We start from the raw sequence: 18583 nt of genomic DNA on the forward strand, positions 1-18583 counted from the left end.
GGTCGGCACCGGCAGCGCCGTTAAGCGAGTCATTGCCGACGCCGCCGTTCAGATGATCATTGGCGCGGCCACCTGTCAGTGTGTCGTTACCCGCGCCGCCATCAATGATCACGCTGCCGGCGCTGGTCCAGGTCAGGGTGTTGGCCAAGGCATCGCCTGTCAGGCTGGAAACCTTGTTGCCGTTCGCGTCAAAGCGCTGGGTATAGACGTCAACTTGCCCATGCGCCCCATAGGACTCCCAGGCAATCACATAGCCGCCATCGGTCAATGCTGTAACCTGGCCGAACGATTGATTACCGGTAGTGGTGGTGTTGATGCGGGTTTCGGTACCAACCTTGACACCGCTGGCATTGAAGAGTTGGGCAAAGATGCCATTTACATCACCGGTGCCTTGGCCTGCCCAGGTCACCAGATAACCGCCATCCGTCATGGCGGTGACATTGGGCTCTTCCTGATTGCCAATGGTGGTGGTGTTCACCCGGGTTTCTGCACCCACTTTTACGCCTGCGGCATTGAAAAGCTGCGCGTAGACGTCGCCAGGGGCATCGGTTTCGTCATTACCATCGCCATCGTCGGGAGCTGATTGCCAGGTGACGACATAGTTACCGCTACTCAGCACCTTGATCATGGGGTCAGTCTGATCGTCGGCAACCCTGGTATTGATGCGAATTTCTCCGCCCGACTTACTGCCGTCGACCTTGAACCGTTGACCGAAGATGCCGGATGTATCGCCGGTCCCGTTGCCCTCCCAAACCACCATCATGCCGCCATCGGCGAGGCCGGTGACGGTAGGGCCATCCTGGTCGTATTGAGTGGTGGTAGAGACGCGAGTTTCTGCACCTACCTTTGCCCCGCTGGCGTTATAGCGCTGCAGGTAACCGCCCCAGCCGCTGCCGTCCTGACCATACGAAGACCACGACACCACAAAACCGCCGTCGCTGAGCGCGGTGATCTCCGCACTGTCCTGCATGCCGATTCTGGTTGTGTTGACGATGAACTCACTTCCAACCTTGGCGCCATTGGCGTTGTAGACCTGGGCGGCGATGTCCGACATGTCGTCGAAGGTATCCGATTGCCAGGCGACCACGTAGCCACCGTTGGCCAATGCGGTAATGGTGGGATCTTCCTGTGCGCTGTTGGTAACGTTGTTGACGAGGGCTGGTGCGCCTACCTTCACGCCACTGGCGTTATAGCGCTGGGTATAGATGTAATCGGTAAAGCTTGTTCCCTGATCGCTCCACGCCACGATGTAACCACCATCTTTCAGGGCCGTGAGGGAGGGCTCGGAATGATAGCCAGTTGTAGGGTTGACGCGGATTTCGCCCAGGGTTGCCATTGCAAATTCCTTTTACGCAAAGAAAACGGAAGAGGCCGGCAGTTTACAGCGCAAAGCGATGGCGTCAAATTGCCATCATTCGTCGGACGTATCAGGTGGGGGAGTTAAGGCAGGGTGGAGAGTGGCTTGGTCTGGAGGTGGTCCGGCGACCATTAAATCGCAGGCATAAAAAAACCCTGAATCTTTCGATTCAGGGTTTTCGGTATTTGGTGCCCAGAGACGGAATCGAACCGCCGACACGGGGATTTTCAATCCCCTGCTCTACCGACTGAGCTATCTGGGCAACGGGGCGCATTAAACGGGTTTTTCAGGGGGTCGTCAAGCAAGTTTTCAAAAAAATTTAATTATTACCGTCGCTTACGTTCCGCCCCCCAATAAATCGGGGTTATTCCGACGGCGGCACATAGCCTTCGGCCTTGGCGTAATCCTCGCCGGAGAAGTACTTGTCCATCTCGCCCTGAAGATATTTGCGATCTTCGGCGTTCATCATGTTCAGGCGTTTTTCGTTGATCAGCAGGGTCTGGTGTTTCTGCCAGTCGGCCCAGGCCTTTTGCGAGACGTGGTCAAAAATGTCCTGGCCTTTGGCGCCCGGGAAGGGAGCGCGCTCCAGGCCTGGCAATTCTTCTTTGTACTTGCGGCACATGATGGTGCGGGTCATGACGACTCTCCTGCGTTCAATACGGCGGCCGCGCGTTCGAGCAAGGTTTTGACCGGGGCGGCAAGGCCCAGGCGCGGCGGGGTGGCGAGGTTATACCAGAGCCAGTCAGCCTCGGCCATGTGATGGCCGGTCTCCTGGACCTGAACCAGCCAGGGTTCGATGGATAGCTGAAAATGGCTGAAGGTGTGCACCAGGCTTGGCAATGCCTGTTGGGTGCCCAGTTCCAGCGAGTGCTGCGATGCCAGGTGCGGCAGGTCGTCGAGGTCGTCGAGTTCCGGCAGGCTCCACAAACCGCCCCACAGGCCCGTGGACGGGCGACGGTACAGAAGGATCGCGCCGTCGTTGTTGGCGAGCATCGGCATCAATGTGCGTTTCTGCGGGATGGCTTTGCGCGGCTTGGGGATCGGGTAGCGGGTTTCCAGGCCGAGCATGTGCGCCTCGCAGCCCTTTTCCAGTGGGCACAGCAGGCAACTCGGTTTGCTGCGGGTGCAGAGCGTCGCCCCCAGGTCCATCATCGCCTGGGTGTAGGCGTTGACGCGGGTCTGCGGCGTAAAGCGCTCAGCGTTGGCCCAGAGCTGTTTGGCGACCTTCGGCTCACCGGGGTAGCCCTCTTGCGCGGTAAAGCGCGCCAGCACGCGTTTGACGTTGCCATCGAGGATCGGCGCGCGCAGGCCCATGCTGATACTGGCAATGGCGCCGGCGGTGGACAGGCCGATCCCCGGCAAATCAGTGAGCTTTTCCACGTCCCGGGGGAATTCGCCGCCGTACTGCTCGACGACGATCTTCGCGGTCTTCTGCAAATTGCGCGCGCGGGTGTAGTAACCCAGGCCCGTCCACAGGTGCAGCACTTCGTCTTCCGGTGCCGCCGCCAAGGCTTCGACCGTCGGCAGCGAAGCCATGAATCGGTCAAAGTAGTTCAGCACGGTGCTGACCTGGGTTTGCTGCAACATGATTTCCGAGACCCATACCCGGTATGGGTTGATGTCCTGCTGCCATGGCAAATCGTGCCGGCCGTGGCGGTCGAACCAGTCCAGCACCGCCGTTGAAAACTGCTCGGCTCTCATCGCTTGAACAGCTCCTTGAGCGCGTCTTTCAGTTTCGGGTCGACCTTGTCGCCCCATTTCTCGTCGATTTTTTCGCTGATCCGGTCGCCGGCCCGTTTGGCCGCGACCTGGCTCATGCGGTCGTTATCCACACGGCAAGCCTTGGCGCCCAGTTCCAGCGGGCCGCGGCAGCGCAGTGGCCACTCGATGCCGACAAACTTGTCGCCGACCTGACAGGCCGGGTCCGGCATGGCGCTGGTATCGCCCTCGACGATGATGCCGACGCGGTAGTCCATGCCCAGTACTCGCAGATCGATATCACCGTCACCGTTGACGGTCATGCCCGGGATGCGCACTTTCAGGTCCGGGTTGCTGGCCACGCCATTACGAAAGGTCAGGTTGCCCCTGAGCTCCTGGAAGGGCGTGTCCTTGCCCCGCGGCTCGCTGCCGAGGGTTTTGCGATTGAGCGTAGCGATGCCTTTGCACAGCTGTTGTTCAAGGTTGGCGTTGAGCAGCACGCCATTGTTGATGACGAAACTGGCGTTGCCGTTGAGGGTTTCGATCAACGCTTTCTGGCTGTTGCCGCTGCCGGTCAGGCTGCTGTTGAGCGTCACCAGGCCCTTGACCGGCGGATTCTTGCCCTGGCTTTCGAGGATTTTTTCCGCCGGTACCCGGTTGATCTTCGTCTGCAGATTCAGCGCCGGCACGGGTTGGCGCACATCGAGCGTGCCGGTGGTTTCGAAGTTGCCCTCGTACAGATCGCCGCGCAGGTTGGCCAACGTCAGCAGGCCGCCCTGGCCGGTGGCCTTGAGTGCCGCGTTATGGATCGGCAGTTTTTGCAGGGTCAACTGGCCGAAGGTCAGGTCGGCGTCCACGTCGAGTTTGCTCAAGCGTTCCACGGGCAACAGGCGCTCGTTGCTCCACGCGTCCTTGGTCGGCGCGGGCGGCAACGGAGTGCTGCCGGCGCCGGCCATGGCATCGGCTTCGGTGCTGGCGACTTCGGCCTGACGCACTTGTGTCGCACTATTGGCCTCGGCGGACTTCGGTGGCAGGTAACGGTCGACATTGAAGGTGTCGGCCTTGAGTACTGCGCGCAGCGATTGCTTGGCGAAATCTTCGACGGCAATGCGGCCGCTGAAGGTGCTGTCGTCGACTTTCAGGTTGAAGTTGTCGAGCGCCAGGCTGGTGGGTGTTGCCGCCAGACGGCTGACCAGTTCGACCTTGCTCAGGCTGCCTTCGGCCATGGCCGGGAGTTTCTGGCCGATACTGTCAACGAATTTCGCCAGGTCGAACTGGGCGATCGAGATGCCGCCGCTGACCTGTGGGGTCTTGTCGAGGTCGTTGACCTTCAGTTCACCCAGTGCCCGCAGTTGGTTGGCGGCGATCTTGATGCCGGTCCACTCGGCGACATTGGCTGCCTTGTCCAGCACCAGCTGGCCCTGGGCGGAGAACGTCATGGTCTTGCCTTGCAGCGGGTCGCCGGTCACTTCACCGGAGAACCGCATGTCTTCGAGCTGATAGCGTTGCAGTGCACGCGCGATACGCACCTCACCGTTGAGCTCGGTACGCACTCGCAGTGCCGGCTGGTTGGCTGACAGGAAAGCCGTGAGCTTGAGCGGAATGTTAACGGAGTCGTGAACCGCACCGGTGCTCAACTGGATGCTTTCGGCGCTGAAGCTCTTGCCGGTTTTCTCGTCGCTGTATTCGACCCGTGCGTTGTTCACGGTCAGGCTGTCGATGTCCAGGCGGATCGGCTGCGGCGGTTTTTCTGCCGCGACGCTGGCTTCGGGTGCAGGTTCACTCGCTGCGGGCGCAGTACTGGTCGTGTCGGCGTTGGCCGGCGCCGGCACCTTGCCGACGTCTTCCCAATTGCCGTGGCCGTCCTTGTCACGGTTCAGGCGCAGGTTCAGGCCCTCGACGCGCACGTCGCTCATTTGCACTTCACGGCGCAGCAGCGGCAGTACGCGCACCGACAGACCGAGCATCTGCAAGTCGGCAAACGGCTCGGTCGGCTTGATCAGGGTCGCCACACTGGCGTCGTGCAGCTCCAGGCCCAGCCAGGGGAACAGGCTCCAGCCGATATCGCCATTGAGCGTCAGCTCGATGTGGGCCTTGTCGCGGGCAATCTGGCGGATCTCGTCTTTGTAGTCGTTGGGATCGAAGAGGTGGGTCAGGGCAAAGCCCAGCGCCACAATGATCAGCAACAGCCCGAGAAGTACCAGACCCAGGATTTTGCCGAACGCTTTCATGGGCGAGTCCTTGTAATTAGTCGAATTCAAAATTTAGCCGAGGAGTATAGCGCCCCCGAACAGACGACCGGTCAGTGATCAAGCCGGCAATACGTCCAGCGGCAGTTTCAGCTTGGCGGCCAGCGCCTGAGCCTCCAGATGCCCGGCAGGCGCCAGCAGGCGCAGGGGCATGCCCGATTGCGCGGCCATTTTTCGGGCTTCGGCGACCAGTCGCTCGGCAACACCACGGCGACGGGTAATTTTTCGTACACATATTTGGGACAAGTACCAGGCGTCTTGGTGCCTCTGCAATCGGGCCGCGCCCAGCAGGCGATCATTGAAGCGTCCGGCGATCAGTGTGCCGTCGCGCAAACAGTCTTCGATCAATTGCGCGGCCCCGGCAAACGGGGCGAACAGCCAGTCCGGGGCGTCGCTGTAGATCTTGTCCAGATCCTGCCGATCCTGGGCAGTGGCTTGGTTCAGCGGCTCGACAATGATCGGCATGGTGATTCCTGTGAGGTCATGAAGCGATAGAGATCAGATGACGTACAAAAGGTGATGTCAGTTTGGTTTTTCTGTCACTTGCAAATGGTAACCTTTGCCCGTTCGTCCGTCCTTCTGCGACCTATTGTCGCGCAACAAGGTGCTCCACCAAAAAAACGGTCATGCCTGCGTGCATAAAGGCCGGGAGCGGGCCGTGGCTGGCGAACCATACTGATAATTGGGGGATACACAATGACCACGAGCATCACGGCGGACGGCTTCAGTGCCGACCAGCCTGCGTTCCTGTCCAAGGAGCGGATCATCGCCAAGCCCGGTTTCAATCGTTGGCTGGTGCCACCGGCCGCGTTGGCCATCCACTTGTGCATCGGCATGGCCTACGGCTTTTCGGTGTTCTGGTTGCCGCTGTCCAAGGCGCTGGGCATCTCCGCTCCAGTGGCCTGCGCACCGGACATGAGTTTTATCGCACAAGTCTTTTCGTCCCAGTGTGACTGGCCGATCTCGATGCTCGGCTGGATCTACACCCTGTTCTTCATCTTCCTGGGTTGCTCGGCCGCCATCTGGGGTGGCTGGCTGGAACATGCCGGGCCGCGCAAGGCCGGTGTCGTATCGGCGCTGTGCTGGTGTGGTGGCCTGCTGATTTCGGCGCTGGGGGTGTATACCCATCAGATCTGGCTGATGTGGATCGGCTCCGGGGTCATCGGCGGTATCGGCCTGGGCCTGGGTTACATTTCGCCGGTATCGACCCTGATCAAATGGTTCCCGGACAAGCGCGGCATGGCGACGGGCATGGCGATCATGGGCTTCGGCGGCGGCGCAATGGTCGGCGCTCCACTGGCGACGGCGCTGATGGGGCATTTCGCCTCGCCAACCAGCGTCGGCGTCTGGCAGAGCTTCCTGGCGATGGCCGCGATCTACTTCGTGTTCATGATCGGTGGCGCGCTGTCCTACCGCGTTCCGCCAACCGGCTGGAAGCCTGAAGGATGGACGGCCCCGGTGAAAAAAGCCTCGAACGCGATGATCACTCATCGTCATGTTCACGTGAATGTGGCCTGGAAGACGCCGCAGTTCCGTCTGGTGTGGCTGGTGCTGTGCCTGAACGTTTCGGCTGGTATCGGCATCCTCGGCATGGCGTCGCCACTGTTGCAGGAAGTGTTCGCGGGCAAGTTGCTGGGCAATGACCTGGCCTTCGGTCAACTGGACACCTCGCAACTGGCTTCGATCGCCGCCATCGCTGCCGGCTTCACCGGTTTGCTGAGCCTGTTCAACATCGGCGGGCGCTTCTTCTGGGCTTCGTTCTCGGATTACCTGGGCCGTAAAAACACTTACTTCGTTTTCTTCGCCCTGGGTTTTGCCCTGTACGGACTGATTCCGAACCTTGGTCACCTGGGCAGCATCGCGCTGTTCGTGGCGGCGTTCTGCATCATCCTGTCGATGTATGGCGGTGGTTTCGCGACTGTTCCTGCGTATCTGGCGGACCTGTTCGGTACGCAGATGGTCGGTGCGATTCACGGTCGCCTGCTGACGGCGTGGGCTGCTGCCGGCGTGCTCGGTCCGGTGCTGGTGAACTACCTGCGTGAATATCAGCTGAGCATCGGTGTCGAGCGCGCGGCGGCCTACGACATCACCCTGTACATCCTCGCCGGCCTGCTGGTGCTGGGTTTCCTGTGCAACCTGCTGGTGCGTCCGGTGGCGGACAAGTACTTCATGACCGACGCCGAACTGGCTGCCGAACAGGCGCTGGGCCATGACAAAGGCGCTGACGCCAGTACGTCGCTGGAGTGGAAAGCCGCGCCGGGCACCAAGCCGCTGGCGATTGCGGCGTGGCTGGTGGTGGGCATTCCGCTGGCGTGGGGTGTGTGGGTGACCTTGCAGAAGACGGCGGTACTCTTCCACTAGCGCAGGTCCCTGTGGGAGCGGGCTTGCTCGCGAAAGCGGTGTGTCAGTTGACATGTATGTGTCTGGCAATCCGCCTTCGCGAGCAAGCCCGCTCCCACATTTGATCTCCATAGGGTGCAATTACTGCGTTCGACTGCTTGTACTGACATGTACACCCTCGGCTGTACCGGATTCACTCCGTCAGGGATATCACCTCTCGTGTTTCTGTTTGGCGCCCGCAAGCCTATAATGGCTGCCTTTTTCGCCCAATGATTTTGCGGAGCTGGTGATGGCCGAACGTAAGGCGTCTGTCGAGCGCGACACTCTGGAAACCCAGATCAAAGCCTCGATCAACCTCGATGGCACCGGAAAGGCCCGATTCGATATCGGTGTTCCTTTTCTTGAGCACATGCTGGACCAGATCGCCCGTCACGGGTTGATCGACCTGGATATTGTCAGCAAGGGCGACCTGCATATCGATGACCACCACACGGTGGAAGACGTCGGTATCACCCTCGGCCAGGCGTTTGCCAAAGCCATCGGCGACAAGAAAGGCATCCGTCGCTACGGCCACGCCTACGTGCCGCTCGATGAGGCGCTGTCGCGCGTGGTGATCGACTTCTCCGGCCGTCCAGGCCTGCAGATGCATGTTCCGTACACCCGCGCCACCGTCGGCGGCTTCGACGTTGACCTGTTCCAGGAATTCTTCCAGGGCTTCGTCAACCACGCATTGGTCAGCCTGCACATCGACAACCTGCGTGGCACCAACACCCACCACCAGATCGAAACCGTGTTCAAGGCTTTCGGCCGCGCCCTGCGCATGGCCGTCGAGCTCGATGACCGCATGGCCGGGCAAATGCCATCGACCAAGGGCGTTCTGTAATGCAGACAGTCGCGGTTATCGATTACGGCATGGGCAACCTGCACTCGGTGGCCAAGGCCCTCGAGCACGTGGGTGCCGGCAAGGTGCTGATCACCAGCGATGCGAACGTGATTCGCGAAGCCGACCGGGTGGTTTTCCCCGGCGTCGGCGCGATTCGCGATTGCATGGCGGAGATCCGTCGTCTCGGCTTCGATTCGCTGGTGCGTGAAGTCAGCCAGGACCGTCCGTTCCTCGGCATCTGCGTGGGCATGCAAGCCTTGCTCGATACCAGCGAGGAGAACGACGGCGTCGACTGCATCGGCCTGTTCCCGGGCGCGGTGAAGTTCTTCGGCAAGGATCTGGTCGAAGACGGCGAACACCTGAAAGTCCCGCACATGGGCTGGAACGAAGTGAAGCAGAAGGTCAGTCACCCGCTGTGGCACGACATTCCGGACATGGCGCGGTTCTACTTCGTGCACAGCTACTACATCGCTGCCGCCAACGCGCGGCAGGTGGTGGGTGGCGGTCACTACGGTGTCGATTTCGCCGCGGCGCTGGCCGAAGGCTCGCGTTTCGCCGTGCAGTTCCACCCGGAGAAAAGCCATACCCATGGCCTGCAGTTGCTGCAGAACTTCGCTGCGTGGGACGGTCGCTGGTAAATGGCCGTCAAGAAGAAACCGCCGATCCTGACCCTCACTCCCGAGCAGGAGAGCGAGGCCAATCGCAAGATCAAGCGTTTCATGGAAGACCGCTTCGAACTCGACCTCGGCTCGTTCGAGGCGGCGGAGATTCTTGAGCTGTTTACCCGTGAAATTGCTCCGCACTATTACAACAGGGCGATTTTCGATGTGCAGGCGCATCTCAAGGAGAGGTTCGAAAGCATCGAAAGCGACCTGTGGGCGCTCGAAAAAAATTAGGAGCAGCTTCAAGCCGCAAGCTTCAAGCTGCAAGAATTGGTACACCGCATGCTCGCAGCTTGTCGCTTGCAGCTTGCCGCTCTTTTGACGAAGGAAAAAGCATGCTGATTATTCCCGCTATCGATCTTAAAGACGGTGCCTGTGTTCGTCTGCGCCAGGGCCGTATGGAAGATTCCACGGTGTTCTCCGATGACCCGGTGAGCATGGCTGCCAAGTGGGTGGAGGGCGGTTGCCGCCGTCTGCATCTGGTCGACCTGAACGGCGCCTTCGAAGGCCAGCCGGTCAACGGCGAGGTGGTCACCGCCATCGCCAAGCGTTATCCGAACCTGCCGATCCAGATCGGCGGCGGTATCCGCTCCCTGGAAACCATCGAGCACTACGTGAAAGCGGGCGTGAGCTACGTGATCATCGGCACCAAGGCCGTGAAAGATCCAGCCTTCGTCGCCGAAGCCTGCCGCGCGTTCCCGGGCAAAATCATCGTGGGCCTGGATGCCAAGGACGGTTTTGTCGCCACTGACGGCTGGGCTGAAATCAGCACCATCCAGGTGATCGACCTGGCCAAGCAGTTTGAAGCAGACGGCGTGTCTTCGATCGTTTATACCGACATCGCCAAAGACGGCATGATGCAGGGCTGCAACGTACCGTTCACCGCGGCACTGGCTGCTGCAACAAAGATCCCGGTGATCGCTTCCGGCGGCATCCACAACCTGGGCGACATCAAGACCCTGCTCGACGCCAGGGCGCCGGGCATCATCGGTGCGATCACAGGCCGCGCGATTTATGAGGGCACGCTGGATGTGGCAGAAGCTCAGGCGTTCTGCGATAGCTACGCGGCCAGCTCCAAGCCATAAGCTGCAAGCTGCAAGTTAGAAGCGCGACCGCGATCCGCTCTTTCTTGCAGCTTGAAGCTTGAAGCTTCTTAATCGGAGATTAAGTCTTATGGCGTTAGCCAAGCGCATCATCCCTTGCCTGGACGTGGACAACGGCCGGGTGGTCAAGGGTGTGAAATTCGAAAACATCCGCGACGCCGGTGACCCGGTGGAAATCGCACGTCGCTACGACGAGCAGGGCGCAGACGAGATTACCTTTCTCGACATCACCGCCAGCGTCGACGGCCGCGATACCACGTTGCACACCGTCGAGCGCATGGCCAGCCAGGTGTTCATCCCGCTGACCGTGGGCGGTGGCGTGCGTACCGTGCAGGACATCCGCAATCTGCTCAATGCCGGTGCGGACAAGGTTTCGATCAACACCGCCGCGGTGTTCAACCCGGAGTTCGTCGGCGAAGCCGCGCAGCATTTCGGTTCGCAATGCATCGTGGTGGCTATCGATGCGAAGAAGGTTTCCGGACCGGGCGAAACCCCGCGCTGGGAAATCTTCACCCATGGCGGTCGCAAGCCAACCGGCCTCGACGCCGTTGAGTGGGCGAAGAAAATGGAAGGCCTGGGTGCCGGCGAAATCCTGCTGACCAGCATGGACCAGGACGGTATGAAAAACGGTTTCGACCTGGGCGTCACCCGCGCCATCAGCGATGCGCTGGGCATTCCGGTGATCGCCTCCGGCGGTGTCGGCAACCTGCAACACCTGGCCGACGGCATTATCGAAGGCCACGCCAGCGCGGTACTGGCGGCGAGTATTTTCCACTTCGGCGAATACACGGTGCAGGAAGCCAAGGCCTATATGGCCCATCGCGGAATCGTGATGCGTTAAACAAACCGGTACAGGCCAGTGGACACCATGACGTCCCCAAGGCACTCTTGGGGACGCCATGGATTTCGGTAGCCAGACATGCTTAAACGCTTTCTTCTCGTCCTTGCCAGCGCTTCTCTGTTGTTGATCAACGGAGCAAACGCTAAAGACAGCCCCGATACCGACCTGGTGTTGCTGACGGAGAACTTCCCGCCGTACAACATGGCGAAGAACGGCAAGAACTTCGCTCAGGACGAGAACATCAATGGCATCGCCACCGATATCGTTCGCGAGATATTCAAGCGCGCCGATATTACCTACAGCCTGACGCTGCGTTTCCCTTGGGAGCGAATCTACAAACTCACCCTGGAAAAACCCGGTTACGGCGTATTCGTCATGGCGCGCCTGCCGGATCGCGAAAAACTCTTCAAATGGGTCGGCCCGATTGGCCCGGACGACTGGATCATGCTGGCCAGGGCCGACAGCAAGATCACCCTCGAAACCTTGAATGACGCGCGCAAATACAAGATCGGCGCCTATAAGGGCGACGCGATTGCCGAGACGCTGGCCAAGCAAGGCCTCAACCCGATCGTTGTGTTGCGCGATCAGGATAACGCCAGGAAACTGGTCAACGGCCAGATCGACCTGTGGGCCACCGGTGACCCGGCCGGGCGCTATCTGGCGCGCCAGGAAGGAGTCAACGGGTTGAGAACCGTACTGCGCTTCAACAGTGCCGAGTTGTACCTGGCGTTGAATAAAGATGTGCCGGATGAGGTCGTGGCCAAGCTGCAAGCGGCACTGGATCAGCTGCGCAAGGAAGGCGTGGTGGATGACATCATGGCGCGGTATCTGTAATCATCGCTTCGATACAGCCTGAGACGGAGTGTCCGGTGTCGCGCTCAAGTACACGGCACTTGTAAACACGTTGTTCAATGTCGCCCTTGTCAGCTGCTGTTCCCCTGAGGTGACACCAATAATGCAGAGCGCAGATGCGCCGCTTTGTGGGCCGATCTCAGTATTGATGTAAGCATCTTCAGTGCTGATCGCGGCGCTATAGTTACCTGGCACCTGACAATCCCGAGCGTTATGGACCGTTTTATAGCGATAGAAGGGCGCCTCGAGGGAGAACCTGAAGTCCCACGTAGGCAATACGATCTGCCCAACCGCGTTTTGCGTTCTATGAACGTATGACTTGAGTTTCCAGGGCTCCATGACAGTCAGCTCGACCGGCTCCAATGAACAATCCGCCCCATCGGGGGTGAAGACGCCGTCAATAAAGCACTTGTGCAGGAAGTTGGCCGAGTAGCTGTAGTTGATACGCGCAGCCGTGCAAGACGTCGAATGCTCACAATCGGGCGGCACCGGGATATTGCGCCACATCGCGATTTTACTGACGATGCCGGTGATTTCATTGGTGCGGCGGTTCAGCATCGGGCTACCGGAGCTGCCAGCGTGAAGGTCGCAGTTGTTTTTCATGGCCAAAGGGAACACTCCGGGGTGATCGATGAACGTTCCGGCGGTTTGTTCAACGCAGGCACTCAATCGAAGCCCATCTTCGGCAAAGCCACCCGGCGCGCCAACGTTAAGTGCATCCTGACTCTCGTAGGTTTGATGGGACGCCAGCTTGAGCGGGTTGACCCCGGCCTGTATCAGCGACGCCAATGTCGCGTCGACTTCGAGTACTGCAAGATCGGTCCCGACCAGACTGCTCCATCGGGCCGTTCGGATGGCGTATTGGCGCTTACGCTGTGGCATGTCATAAAAGTAGTGGAAGGTGATGCTGGCTTCAAAAGGCAGATTGGTCCGCGCCGAACCGTATTCAAAGTACACGCAATGACCGCTGGTAAGCAGGTAAGCAGGGCCGGTGGCTCGGCCTTGCCTGTCTCGCGTGTCCAGTAAAACGGCGCTGCAAGTTTCGCCCGATTGGAGGCTGAGTCGTCCCACGCCGCTCCAGATTTCGTAAAAATGTTCGCTATTTTGCAGTGCTCTTGACGGTGAGTCGTTGACGGCGCCTTCGCCCAAGTCGCGGGCCTGTGCTGCGGAAGTAGCGATCAGGCCAATCAGGCCCGTGAGGCAAAAGAAGCTGAGGTATTTCATATCCATTCCTTGGTGATGAAATTCGGGGTGAGCGCTATCGTGGCACGCGTCTGTGTGCCGACAGGTATAAATAGTTATCGCGAAATGGAGTGGGCGGCGAAGAATTACCGCGCGGTCGGGAGGCGGTACTGGCCATCCTTGCCGTGAGCTGCGGTCGCCCGATTGCCGCGCACACTGATCATCTGCCGGATATCAATCCACTCGATGCCCTGAGCCTTGAGCTTGGGCAATTCGCGCTCCAGCACCGAAAGTGTCTGTGGATACGGATGCCCGATCATCACCGCCGAGCCTTGCTTGTGCGCAAGGCTGATCGCTATCTGCAACTGAGTGAAGATCGCAGCCTCAGTACGCTCATCGTCGAGAAACACATCCCGTGAAACACTCGCCAAACCGATCTTCTGGGCTTGGGCCGCGGCTACGGTCTGGGCGCTGGTGCGGCTGTCGACGAAGAATTTATGCCGGCGCTGCAAATCCGCCATCAACCACGCCATGGCGGCTGGCTGTGCGGTCATGCGACTGCCCATGTGATTGTTGATGCCGCTGGTGTACGGGACCATTTTTAACGCGGCGTCCAGGCGTTTTTCCAGCTCATCGACGGGCAACTCGGGATGCCAGGCGAACGGTCCGGTGGCCGGGTCCATGGGCATGTGCAGGATGACGATCTTGCCGGCGCGATGGGCTTCGCGGGCGAATTCGGTGGCGTGGGGCGTGTCGGGCATGATTGCCGTGGTCACAGGGCCAGGCAGGGCCAGCACGCGACGATCCCGGGGCAGGTTCTGCCCCAGGTCATCGATGATCAGGCTCAGGTAGGCTTTGTGGGGCGTCGATCCGGCGGGTTCTGCGTGAGCAACACCCGCCAGACAAAACAACAGACCGATCAGTAACCGCAGAAACATCTCAACGGCCGGACGTGATGCTCAGTCCTTTGAGCAGGCTCAGGGCCTGGGCCAATTGGTAATCATCGTCCTGCGGCATCGGCTTGGCTTTGCCGCTGGAGCCGGTCGGTTTGTCGGCGCCGCCGTTGCCGTTGCCCAGGTGGCCCTGCAAGTCGGCTTCCTTGAAGTAATCGCTGTCTTGCTCGCTGGTGATCTTGGCCTTGCGTACTTCGATGTCCGGCACGATGCCCTGAGCCTGGATGGAGCGACCGTTCGGCGTGTAATACAGCGCCGTGGTGATCTTCAATGCGCGCTCGTTGTTCAGCGGCAGCACGGTTTGTACCGAACCTTTGCCGAAGCTGGTGGTGCCCATGACGACTGCGCGTTTCTGGTCCTGCAGGGCACCGGCGACAATTTCCGAAGCCGAGGCGCTGCCGCCGTTGATCAGCACGACCATTGGCACGGCTTCGCTTTCGTCCTTGCCGGTGGCAGAGAAACGCAGCTCGGAGTTGGCGATTCGGCCCTTGGTGTAAACGATCAGGCCCTTTGTGATGAAGTGGTCGACCACTTCCACCGCCGCTTGCAACACCCCGCCCGGGTTGTTGCGCAGGTCAAGAATGATGCCCTTGAGCTTCTTGCCGTTGTCCTTGCGCAGCTTGGCCAAGGCCTTGGAAACTTCTTCGCCGGTCTTGACCTGGAACTGGGTGATGCGAATGTAGCCGTAGCCCGATTCCAGCAACTGGCTCTTCACGCTCTTGACCTGGATGACGGCGCGGGACAGGGTCACGTCGAATGGCGTGCCGCCGTCGCGCACCAGGGTCAGGGTGATTTTCTGGCCGATCTTGCCGCGCATCTTGTCCACGGCTTCGGTCATGCTCTGGCCGCGAGTCGGCTGGCCGTTGATCTTGACGATGAAGTCGCCGGCCTGGATGCCGGCCTTGGAGGCCGGAGTGTCGTCAATGGGCGACACCACCTTGATGAAGCCGTCTTCGGCACCGACTTCGATGCCCAGGCCGCCGAATTCACCGCTGGTGCTTTCCTGCAACTCGGCGAAATCTTCAGGACCGAGGTAGGCAGAATGCGGATCGAGGTTGCTGAGCATGCCCTTGATGGCGTTTTCCAGCAGGGTCTTGTCGTCCACCGGTTCGACATAAGCGGCCTTGATCCGGTCCATCACCTCGGCAAAGGTGCGCAACTCATCCAGCGGCAGTGGCGCCTTGGTGGTCGCGGCAGTGCCCGCAGGCGCAACCGCCGGCGCTGGTTGAGCGGCAAACGCCAGAGGCGCTCCGATCACCAGGGCGATCGTCAGGGCCAGCGAGGTAAGGCGGGACAAATGCAGCATGTCTAACAAACTCCTGAATTAGGTAACGCGCTTATCCTTGCGCGCGGCACCATTGTGCCGGATCACTCGGGTGACCCTGCTGACGAATCGCAAAATACAATGCCGGTGTATCTTGTCCGCCACTGCTACCCACAGTGGAGATGGACTCACCGGCTTTAACCACATCACCTGCAGACTTGAGCAGCGTCTGGTTGTGACCATAAAGACTCAAAAAACCGTTGCCGTGGTCGAGGATCACCAGCAACCCGGCGCCTCGCAGCCAGTCGGCAAACACTACGCGACCACCATGCACCGCATGCACGGTGCTACCGGCAGACGCGCCGATCATCACGCCATCCCACTTGGTCCGGGCATCGTCGCCACGGCTTTCACCGTAGCGCGCCAGCAGTCGACCATCGACAGGCCAGGGAAGTTTGCCGCGGGTTGACGCAAACGGGCCGCCAAAGGTCTCGCCGGAACTGGAAACCAGTGCGCCAGGTGTCGATCTGACCGGTTTGCGTGGGGCGTCGTCGCTGGCATCTGCCTGCGCCTGGGCCTCACGTAAACGCTTTTTTTCGGCTTCCTGCTGGGCAATCAGCGCTTTTTGTCGCGCTTCTTCTGCCTCACGGGCCTGGCGGGCCAGGGTTTCTTCAATGGTTTTAAGGACTTTAGACAGGTCTGCCTGATCCTGCTCGCGCGCCGCCAGTTTCTGATCGCGAGCCTTTACGTCGTCGTTGAGCTTGGCCAGGACTTGCTGGCGCTCCTTGCGGACTTTCTCGAGCTCGTCACGCTGGGTGTCGAGGCTGCTCTGCTGCACCAGCAGTTGCGCCTGCTGCATGGCGATGTCTTTCTCGACATTGGACAGTTGGCGCAGGGTTTCGTTGAAGTTCTTCAGCTGTTCCAGGCGAGCCTGGCTCAGGTAGTCGTAATAGGTGAGGGTACGGGCGAATCTTTCCGGATTCTGCTGGTTGAGCAGCAGCTTGAGGTATTCCTGGCGACCGTTCTGGTAGGCCGCCCGGGCTTGAATGGCGATCAGTCGTTGCTGTTCAATGCGCGCGCTCTGGAGTTTTTTTTTCTCCGCATCGAGTCGCTGCAGCTCGGCTTCGCTTTTCTTCAGCTCTTTTTGCAGGGCGTCGACCTGCTTCTCGAGCTTGCCCATTTCGGTTTCGGTGCCCTTGAGCTCTTTCTGCACGCCGGACTTTTCTTCCTGCAGCTTGCCCAGCAGCTTTTTCAGCTCGGCAATGTCCTGACGCGTGGCGTCCAACTGTTGTTGGGTATCTGCGCGCTCGTCAGCAAAGGCCGGTTGGAGCAGGCAAGTCAGAGCTAGGGCTATCAGGACGCGGAGCATAGGGGCGGGCGGCACCAGGGAAAGGGACGGCCTAGTATGCCCGCCATGGGCGGCAAAAAAAATGCCCAATTGGGACTGTGTGATAACTGGAGAGAGATGTGGGGAGATTTAGTCTTCAAAACCACCACAAAGGAGCTGGCTTGCCAGCGATTGCGGCCTGAGTTTCAACATAGAAGTTGGCTGTCAGATTGCTATCGCTGGCAAGCCAGCTCCCACAGGATTTTCAGTGTTTTGGAGAGTCGGATCAGACCAGAATCGAACTCCCGGTCATTTCTGCCGGTTGCTCAAGGCCCAGCAACTTCAGCATGGTCGGTGCCACGTCCGCCAGCACGCCACCTTCGCGGACCTTCAGGTCGCGCTTGCCGACATAGATGAACGGCACCGGCTCGGTGGTGTGCGCAGTGTGCGCCTGGCCAGTGGTTTCATCGGACATTTGCTCGACGTTGCCGTGGTCGGCGGTGATCAAGGCTTCGCCGCCGACTTTTTCCAGGGCATCGACGATGCGGCCCACGCACAGGTCCAGGCATTCAACAGCCTTGACCGCCGCTTTGAACACGCCGCTGTGACCGACCATGTCGCCGTTGGCGTAGTTGACCACGATCACGTCGTAACGCTGGTTTTCGATGGCGTCGACGATGCGGTCGGTGACTTCAGGTGCGCTCATTTCCGGCTGCAAGTCATAGGTAGCGACTTTCGGCGACGGAATCAGGATGCGTTCTTCGCCCGGGAACGGTTCTTCGCGGCCGCCGGAGAAGAAGAAGGTCACGTGGGCATATTTTTCGGTTTCGGCAATACGCAGCTGGGTCTTGCCGTTTTTCGCCAGGTAGTCGCCCAGCACGTTTTCCAGGCTGCCGGCAGCGAAAGCCGACGGTGCGGGAATGCTGGCGGCGTATTGGGTCAGCATGACGAAACCGGCCAGTTTCGGCTGGCGGGCACGTTCGAACTCACTGAAGTTGTCTTCGACGAACACGCGAGTCAGTTCGCGGGCGCGGTCGGCGCGGAAGTTCATGAACACCACGGCATCGCCGTCTTCGACTTTTACCGGCTCACCGATGGAGGTGGCTTTGACGAATTCGTCGCTCTCGCCGCGCTCGTAGGCTGCTTGCAGGCCTTCCTGGGCGGTGGCGGCGTTGAATTCGCCCTGGCCATCGACAATCAGGTTGTAGGCCTGGGACACGCGGTCCCAACGGTTGTCGCGGTCCATGGCGTAGTAACGGCCGATCAGGCTGGCGATCCGGCCTTTGCCCAGGGCCTGGAAGGTCGCGTCGAGCAGTTCGATCGACGACTGTGCGCTTTTCGGCGGCGTGTCGCGGCCGTCGAGGAAGGCGTGCAGGTAGATGTTTTGTGCGCCGCGCTTGAAGGCCAGTTCGGCCATGGCGACCAGGTGATCCTGGTGGCTATGCACGCCGCCATCGGATAGCAGGCCCATGAAGTGTACGGCTTTGCCGGCGGCGACGGCCTTGTCCACGGCTGCGCAGATGGTCGGGTTCTCGAAGAACTCGCCGTCGCGGATCGATTTGGTCACGCGAGTGAAGTCCTGATACACCACGCGGCCGGCGCCCAGGTTCATGTGGCCGACTTCGGAGTTGCCCATCTGGCCATCCGGCAGGCCGACGTCCATGCCGCTGCCCGAGATCAGGCCGTTCGGCACGGTGGCCCACAAGCGGTCCAGTACAGGCTTCTTCGCCGCGAAAATGGCGTTGGATTCGGGGCTGTCACTGTGACCGAAGCCGTCGAGAATCATCAGGACCAAAGGTTTAGGCGTGGTAGTCATGGAATCCACTCGTGGCTGAGGTAAAAGGGGTAATGGAAAAAGGGAGTCGCAGTTTA

Annotated in this window: 16 protein-coding genes, 1 tRNA gene and 1 pseudogene; 7 read left to right on the forward strand and 11 right to left on the reverse strand. The window is 60.0% G+C overall.

Annotated elements, in window-relative coordinates; genetic code table 11:
- The 6 genes and pseudogenes from PMI34_RS21105 to PMI34_RS21080 form a co-directional block, all read right to left on the reverse strand.
- Positions 1-1336: pseudogene (locus PMI34_RS21105) on the reverse strand (hypothetical protein); the annotation flags it as partial.
- A gap of 207 nt (positions 1337-1543) precedes the next feature.
- Positions 1544-1619 (reverse strand) — tRNA-Phe (locus tag PMI34_RS21100).
- 102 nt (positions 1620-1721) lie between these two features.
- Entirely contained in the window at positions 1722-1994 is a 273-nt protein-coding gene (locus tag PMI34_RS21095; protein WP_007989188.1) for an oxidative damage protection protein, read from the reverse strand.
- Entirely contained in the window at positions 1991-3058 is a 1068-nt protein-coding gene (gene mutY / locus PMI34_RS21090; RefSeq protein ID WP_008047705.1) for an A/G-specific adenine glycosylase, read from the reverse strand. Before mutY ends, PMI34_RS21095 begins: the two co-directional genes overlap by 4 nt.
- The gene (locus PMI34_RS21085) at positions 3055-5286 is read right to left on the reverse strand and encodes an AsmA family protein (protein WP_008047707.1); all 2232 of its coding nucleotides are present in this window, start codon (positions 5284-5286) and stop codon (positions 3055-3057) included. The genes mutY and PMI34_RS21085 overlap by 4 nt, the downstream gene beginning before the upstream one ends.
- Positions 5287-5364: 78 nt before the next feature.
- Positions 5365-5769, reverse strand: coding sequence for an acetyl-CoA sensor PanZ family protein (locus tag PMI34_RS21080; RefSeq protein WP_008047709.1), 405 nt, complete (start codon positions 5767-5769; stop codon positions 5365-5367).
- 231 nt (positions 5770-6000) lie between these two features.
- Here PMI34_RS21080 and PMI34_RS21075 point away from each other — a divergent pair, with 231 nt between their 5' ends.
- From PMI34_RS21075 to PMI34_RS21045, 7 genes are all read left to right on the forward strand, one after another.
- The gene (locus tag PMI34_RS21075) at positions 6001-7665 is read left to right on the forward strand and encodes an OFA family MFS transporter (protein WP_008047710.1); all 1665 of its coding nucleotides are present in this window, start codon (positions 6001-6003) and stop codon (positions 7663-7665) included.
- A gap of 268 nt (positions 7666-7933) precedes the next feature.
- Positions 7934-8527, forward strand: coding sequence for an imidazoleglycerol-phosphate dehydratase HisB (gene hisB / locus PMI34_RS21070; RefSeq protein WP_003218037.1), 594 nt, complete (start codon positions 7934-7936; stop codon positions 8525-8527).
- Positions 8527-9165: an imidazole glycerol phosphate synthase subunit HisH gene (gene hisH / locus PMI34_RS21065; protein WP_008047713.1), complete on the forward strand. Its 639-nt coding sequence runs from the start codon at positions 8527-8529 to the stop codon at positions 9163-9165. The genes hisB and hisH overlap by 1 nt, the downstream gene beginning before the upstream one ends.
- Complete coding sequence (locus tag PMI34_RS21060; RefSeq protein ID WP_007989200.1) at positions 9166-9423, forward strand: DUF2164 domain-containing protein; 258 nt, start codon at positions 9166-9168, stop codon at positions 9421-9423.
- Between the two features lie 101 nt (positions 9424-9524).
- Positions 9525-10274: a 1-(5-phosphoribosyl)-5-[(5-phosphoribosylamino)methylideneamino]imidazole-4-carboxamide isomerase gene (gene hisA, locus PMI34_RS21055; RefSeq protein WP_008047715.1), complete on the forward strand. Its 750-nt coding sequence runs from the start codon at positions 9525-9527 to the stop codon at positions 10272-10274.
- Between the two features lie 88 nt (positions 10275-10362).
- Entirely contained in the window at positions 10363-11133 is a 771-nt protein-coding gene (gene hisF, locus PMI34_RS21050; protein WP_007972752.1) for an imidazole glycerol phosphate synthase subunit HisF, read from the forward strand.
- Between the two features lie 78 nt (positions 11134-11211).
- Positions 11212-11967: a substrate-binding periplasmic protein gene (locus PMI34_RS21045; protein WP_008047717.1), complete on the forward strand. Its 756-nt coding sequence runs from the start codon at positions 11212-11214 to the stop codon at positions 11965-11967.
- On the opposite strand, the gene PMI34_RS21040 is transcribed toward PMI34_RS21045, so the two are convergent.
- The 5 genes from PMI34_RS21040 to gpmI form a co-directional block, all read right to left on the reverse strand.
- A complete protein-coding gene (locus PMI34_RS21040; RefSeq protein ID WP_008047719.1) occupies positions 11968-13209 on the reverse strand; it encodes a trypsin-like serine peptidase in 1242 nt (413 codons plus the stop codon).
- Positions 13210-13313: 104 nt separating this feature from the next.
- Positions 13314-14105, reverse strand: coding sequence for a divergent polysaccharide deacetylase family protein (locus PMI34_RS21035; RefSeq protein ID WP_008047721.1), 792 nt, complete (start codon positions 14103-14105; stop codon positions 13314-13316).
- Position 14106: 1 nt separating this feature from the next.
- Positions 14107-15426 carry a S41 family peptidase gene (locus PMI34_RS21030; protein WP_008047723.1) on the reverse strand — a complete coding sequence of 440 codons (1320 nt, stop codon included), beginning with the start codon at positions 15424-15426 and terminating at the stop codon, positions 14107-14109.
- Positions 15427-15457: 31 nt separating this feature from the next.
- Positions 15458-16753 carry a murein hydrolase activator EnvC family protein gene (locus PMI34_RS21025; RefSeq protein ID WP_008047725.1) on the reverse strand — a complete coding sequence of 432 codons (1296 nt, stop codon included), beginning with the start codon at positions 16751-16753 and terminating at the stop codon, positions 15458-15460.
- Positions 16754-16997: 244 nt separating this feature from the next.
- Positions 16998-18527 (reverse strand): 2,3-bisphosphoglycerate-independent phosphoglycerate mutase, encoded by a 1530-nt coding sequence (gpmI, locus tag PMI34_RS21020; protein ID WP_008047727.1) that lies wholly within the window; start codon positions 18525-18527, stop codon positions 16998-17000.
- Positions 18528-18583 lie beyond the last annotated feature (56 nt).

The organism is Pseudomonas sp. GM74, from assembly GCF_000282455.1.
Lineage (GTDB): Bacteria > Pseudomonadota > Gammaproteobacteria > Pseudomonadales > Pseudomonadaceae > Aquipseudomonas.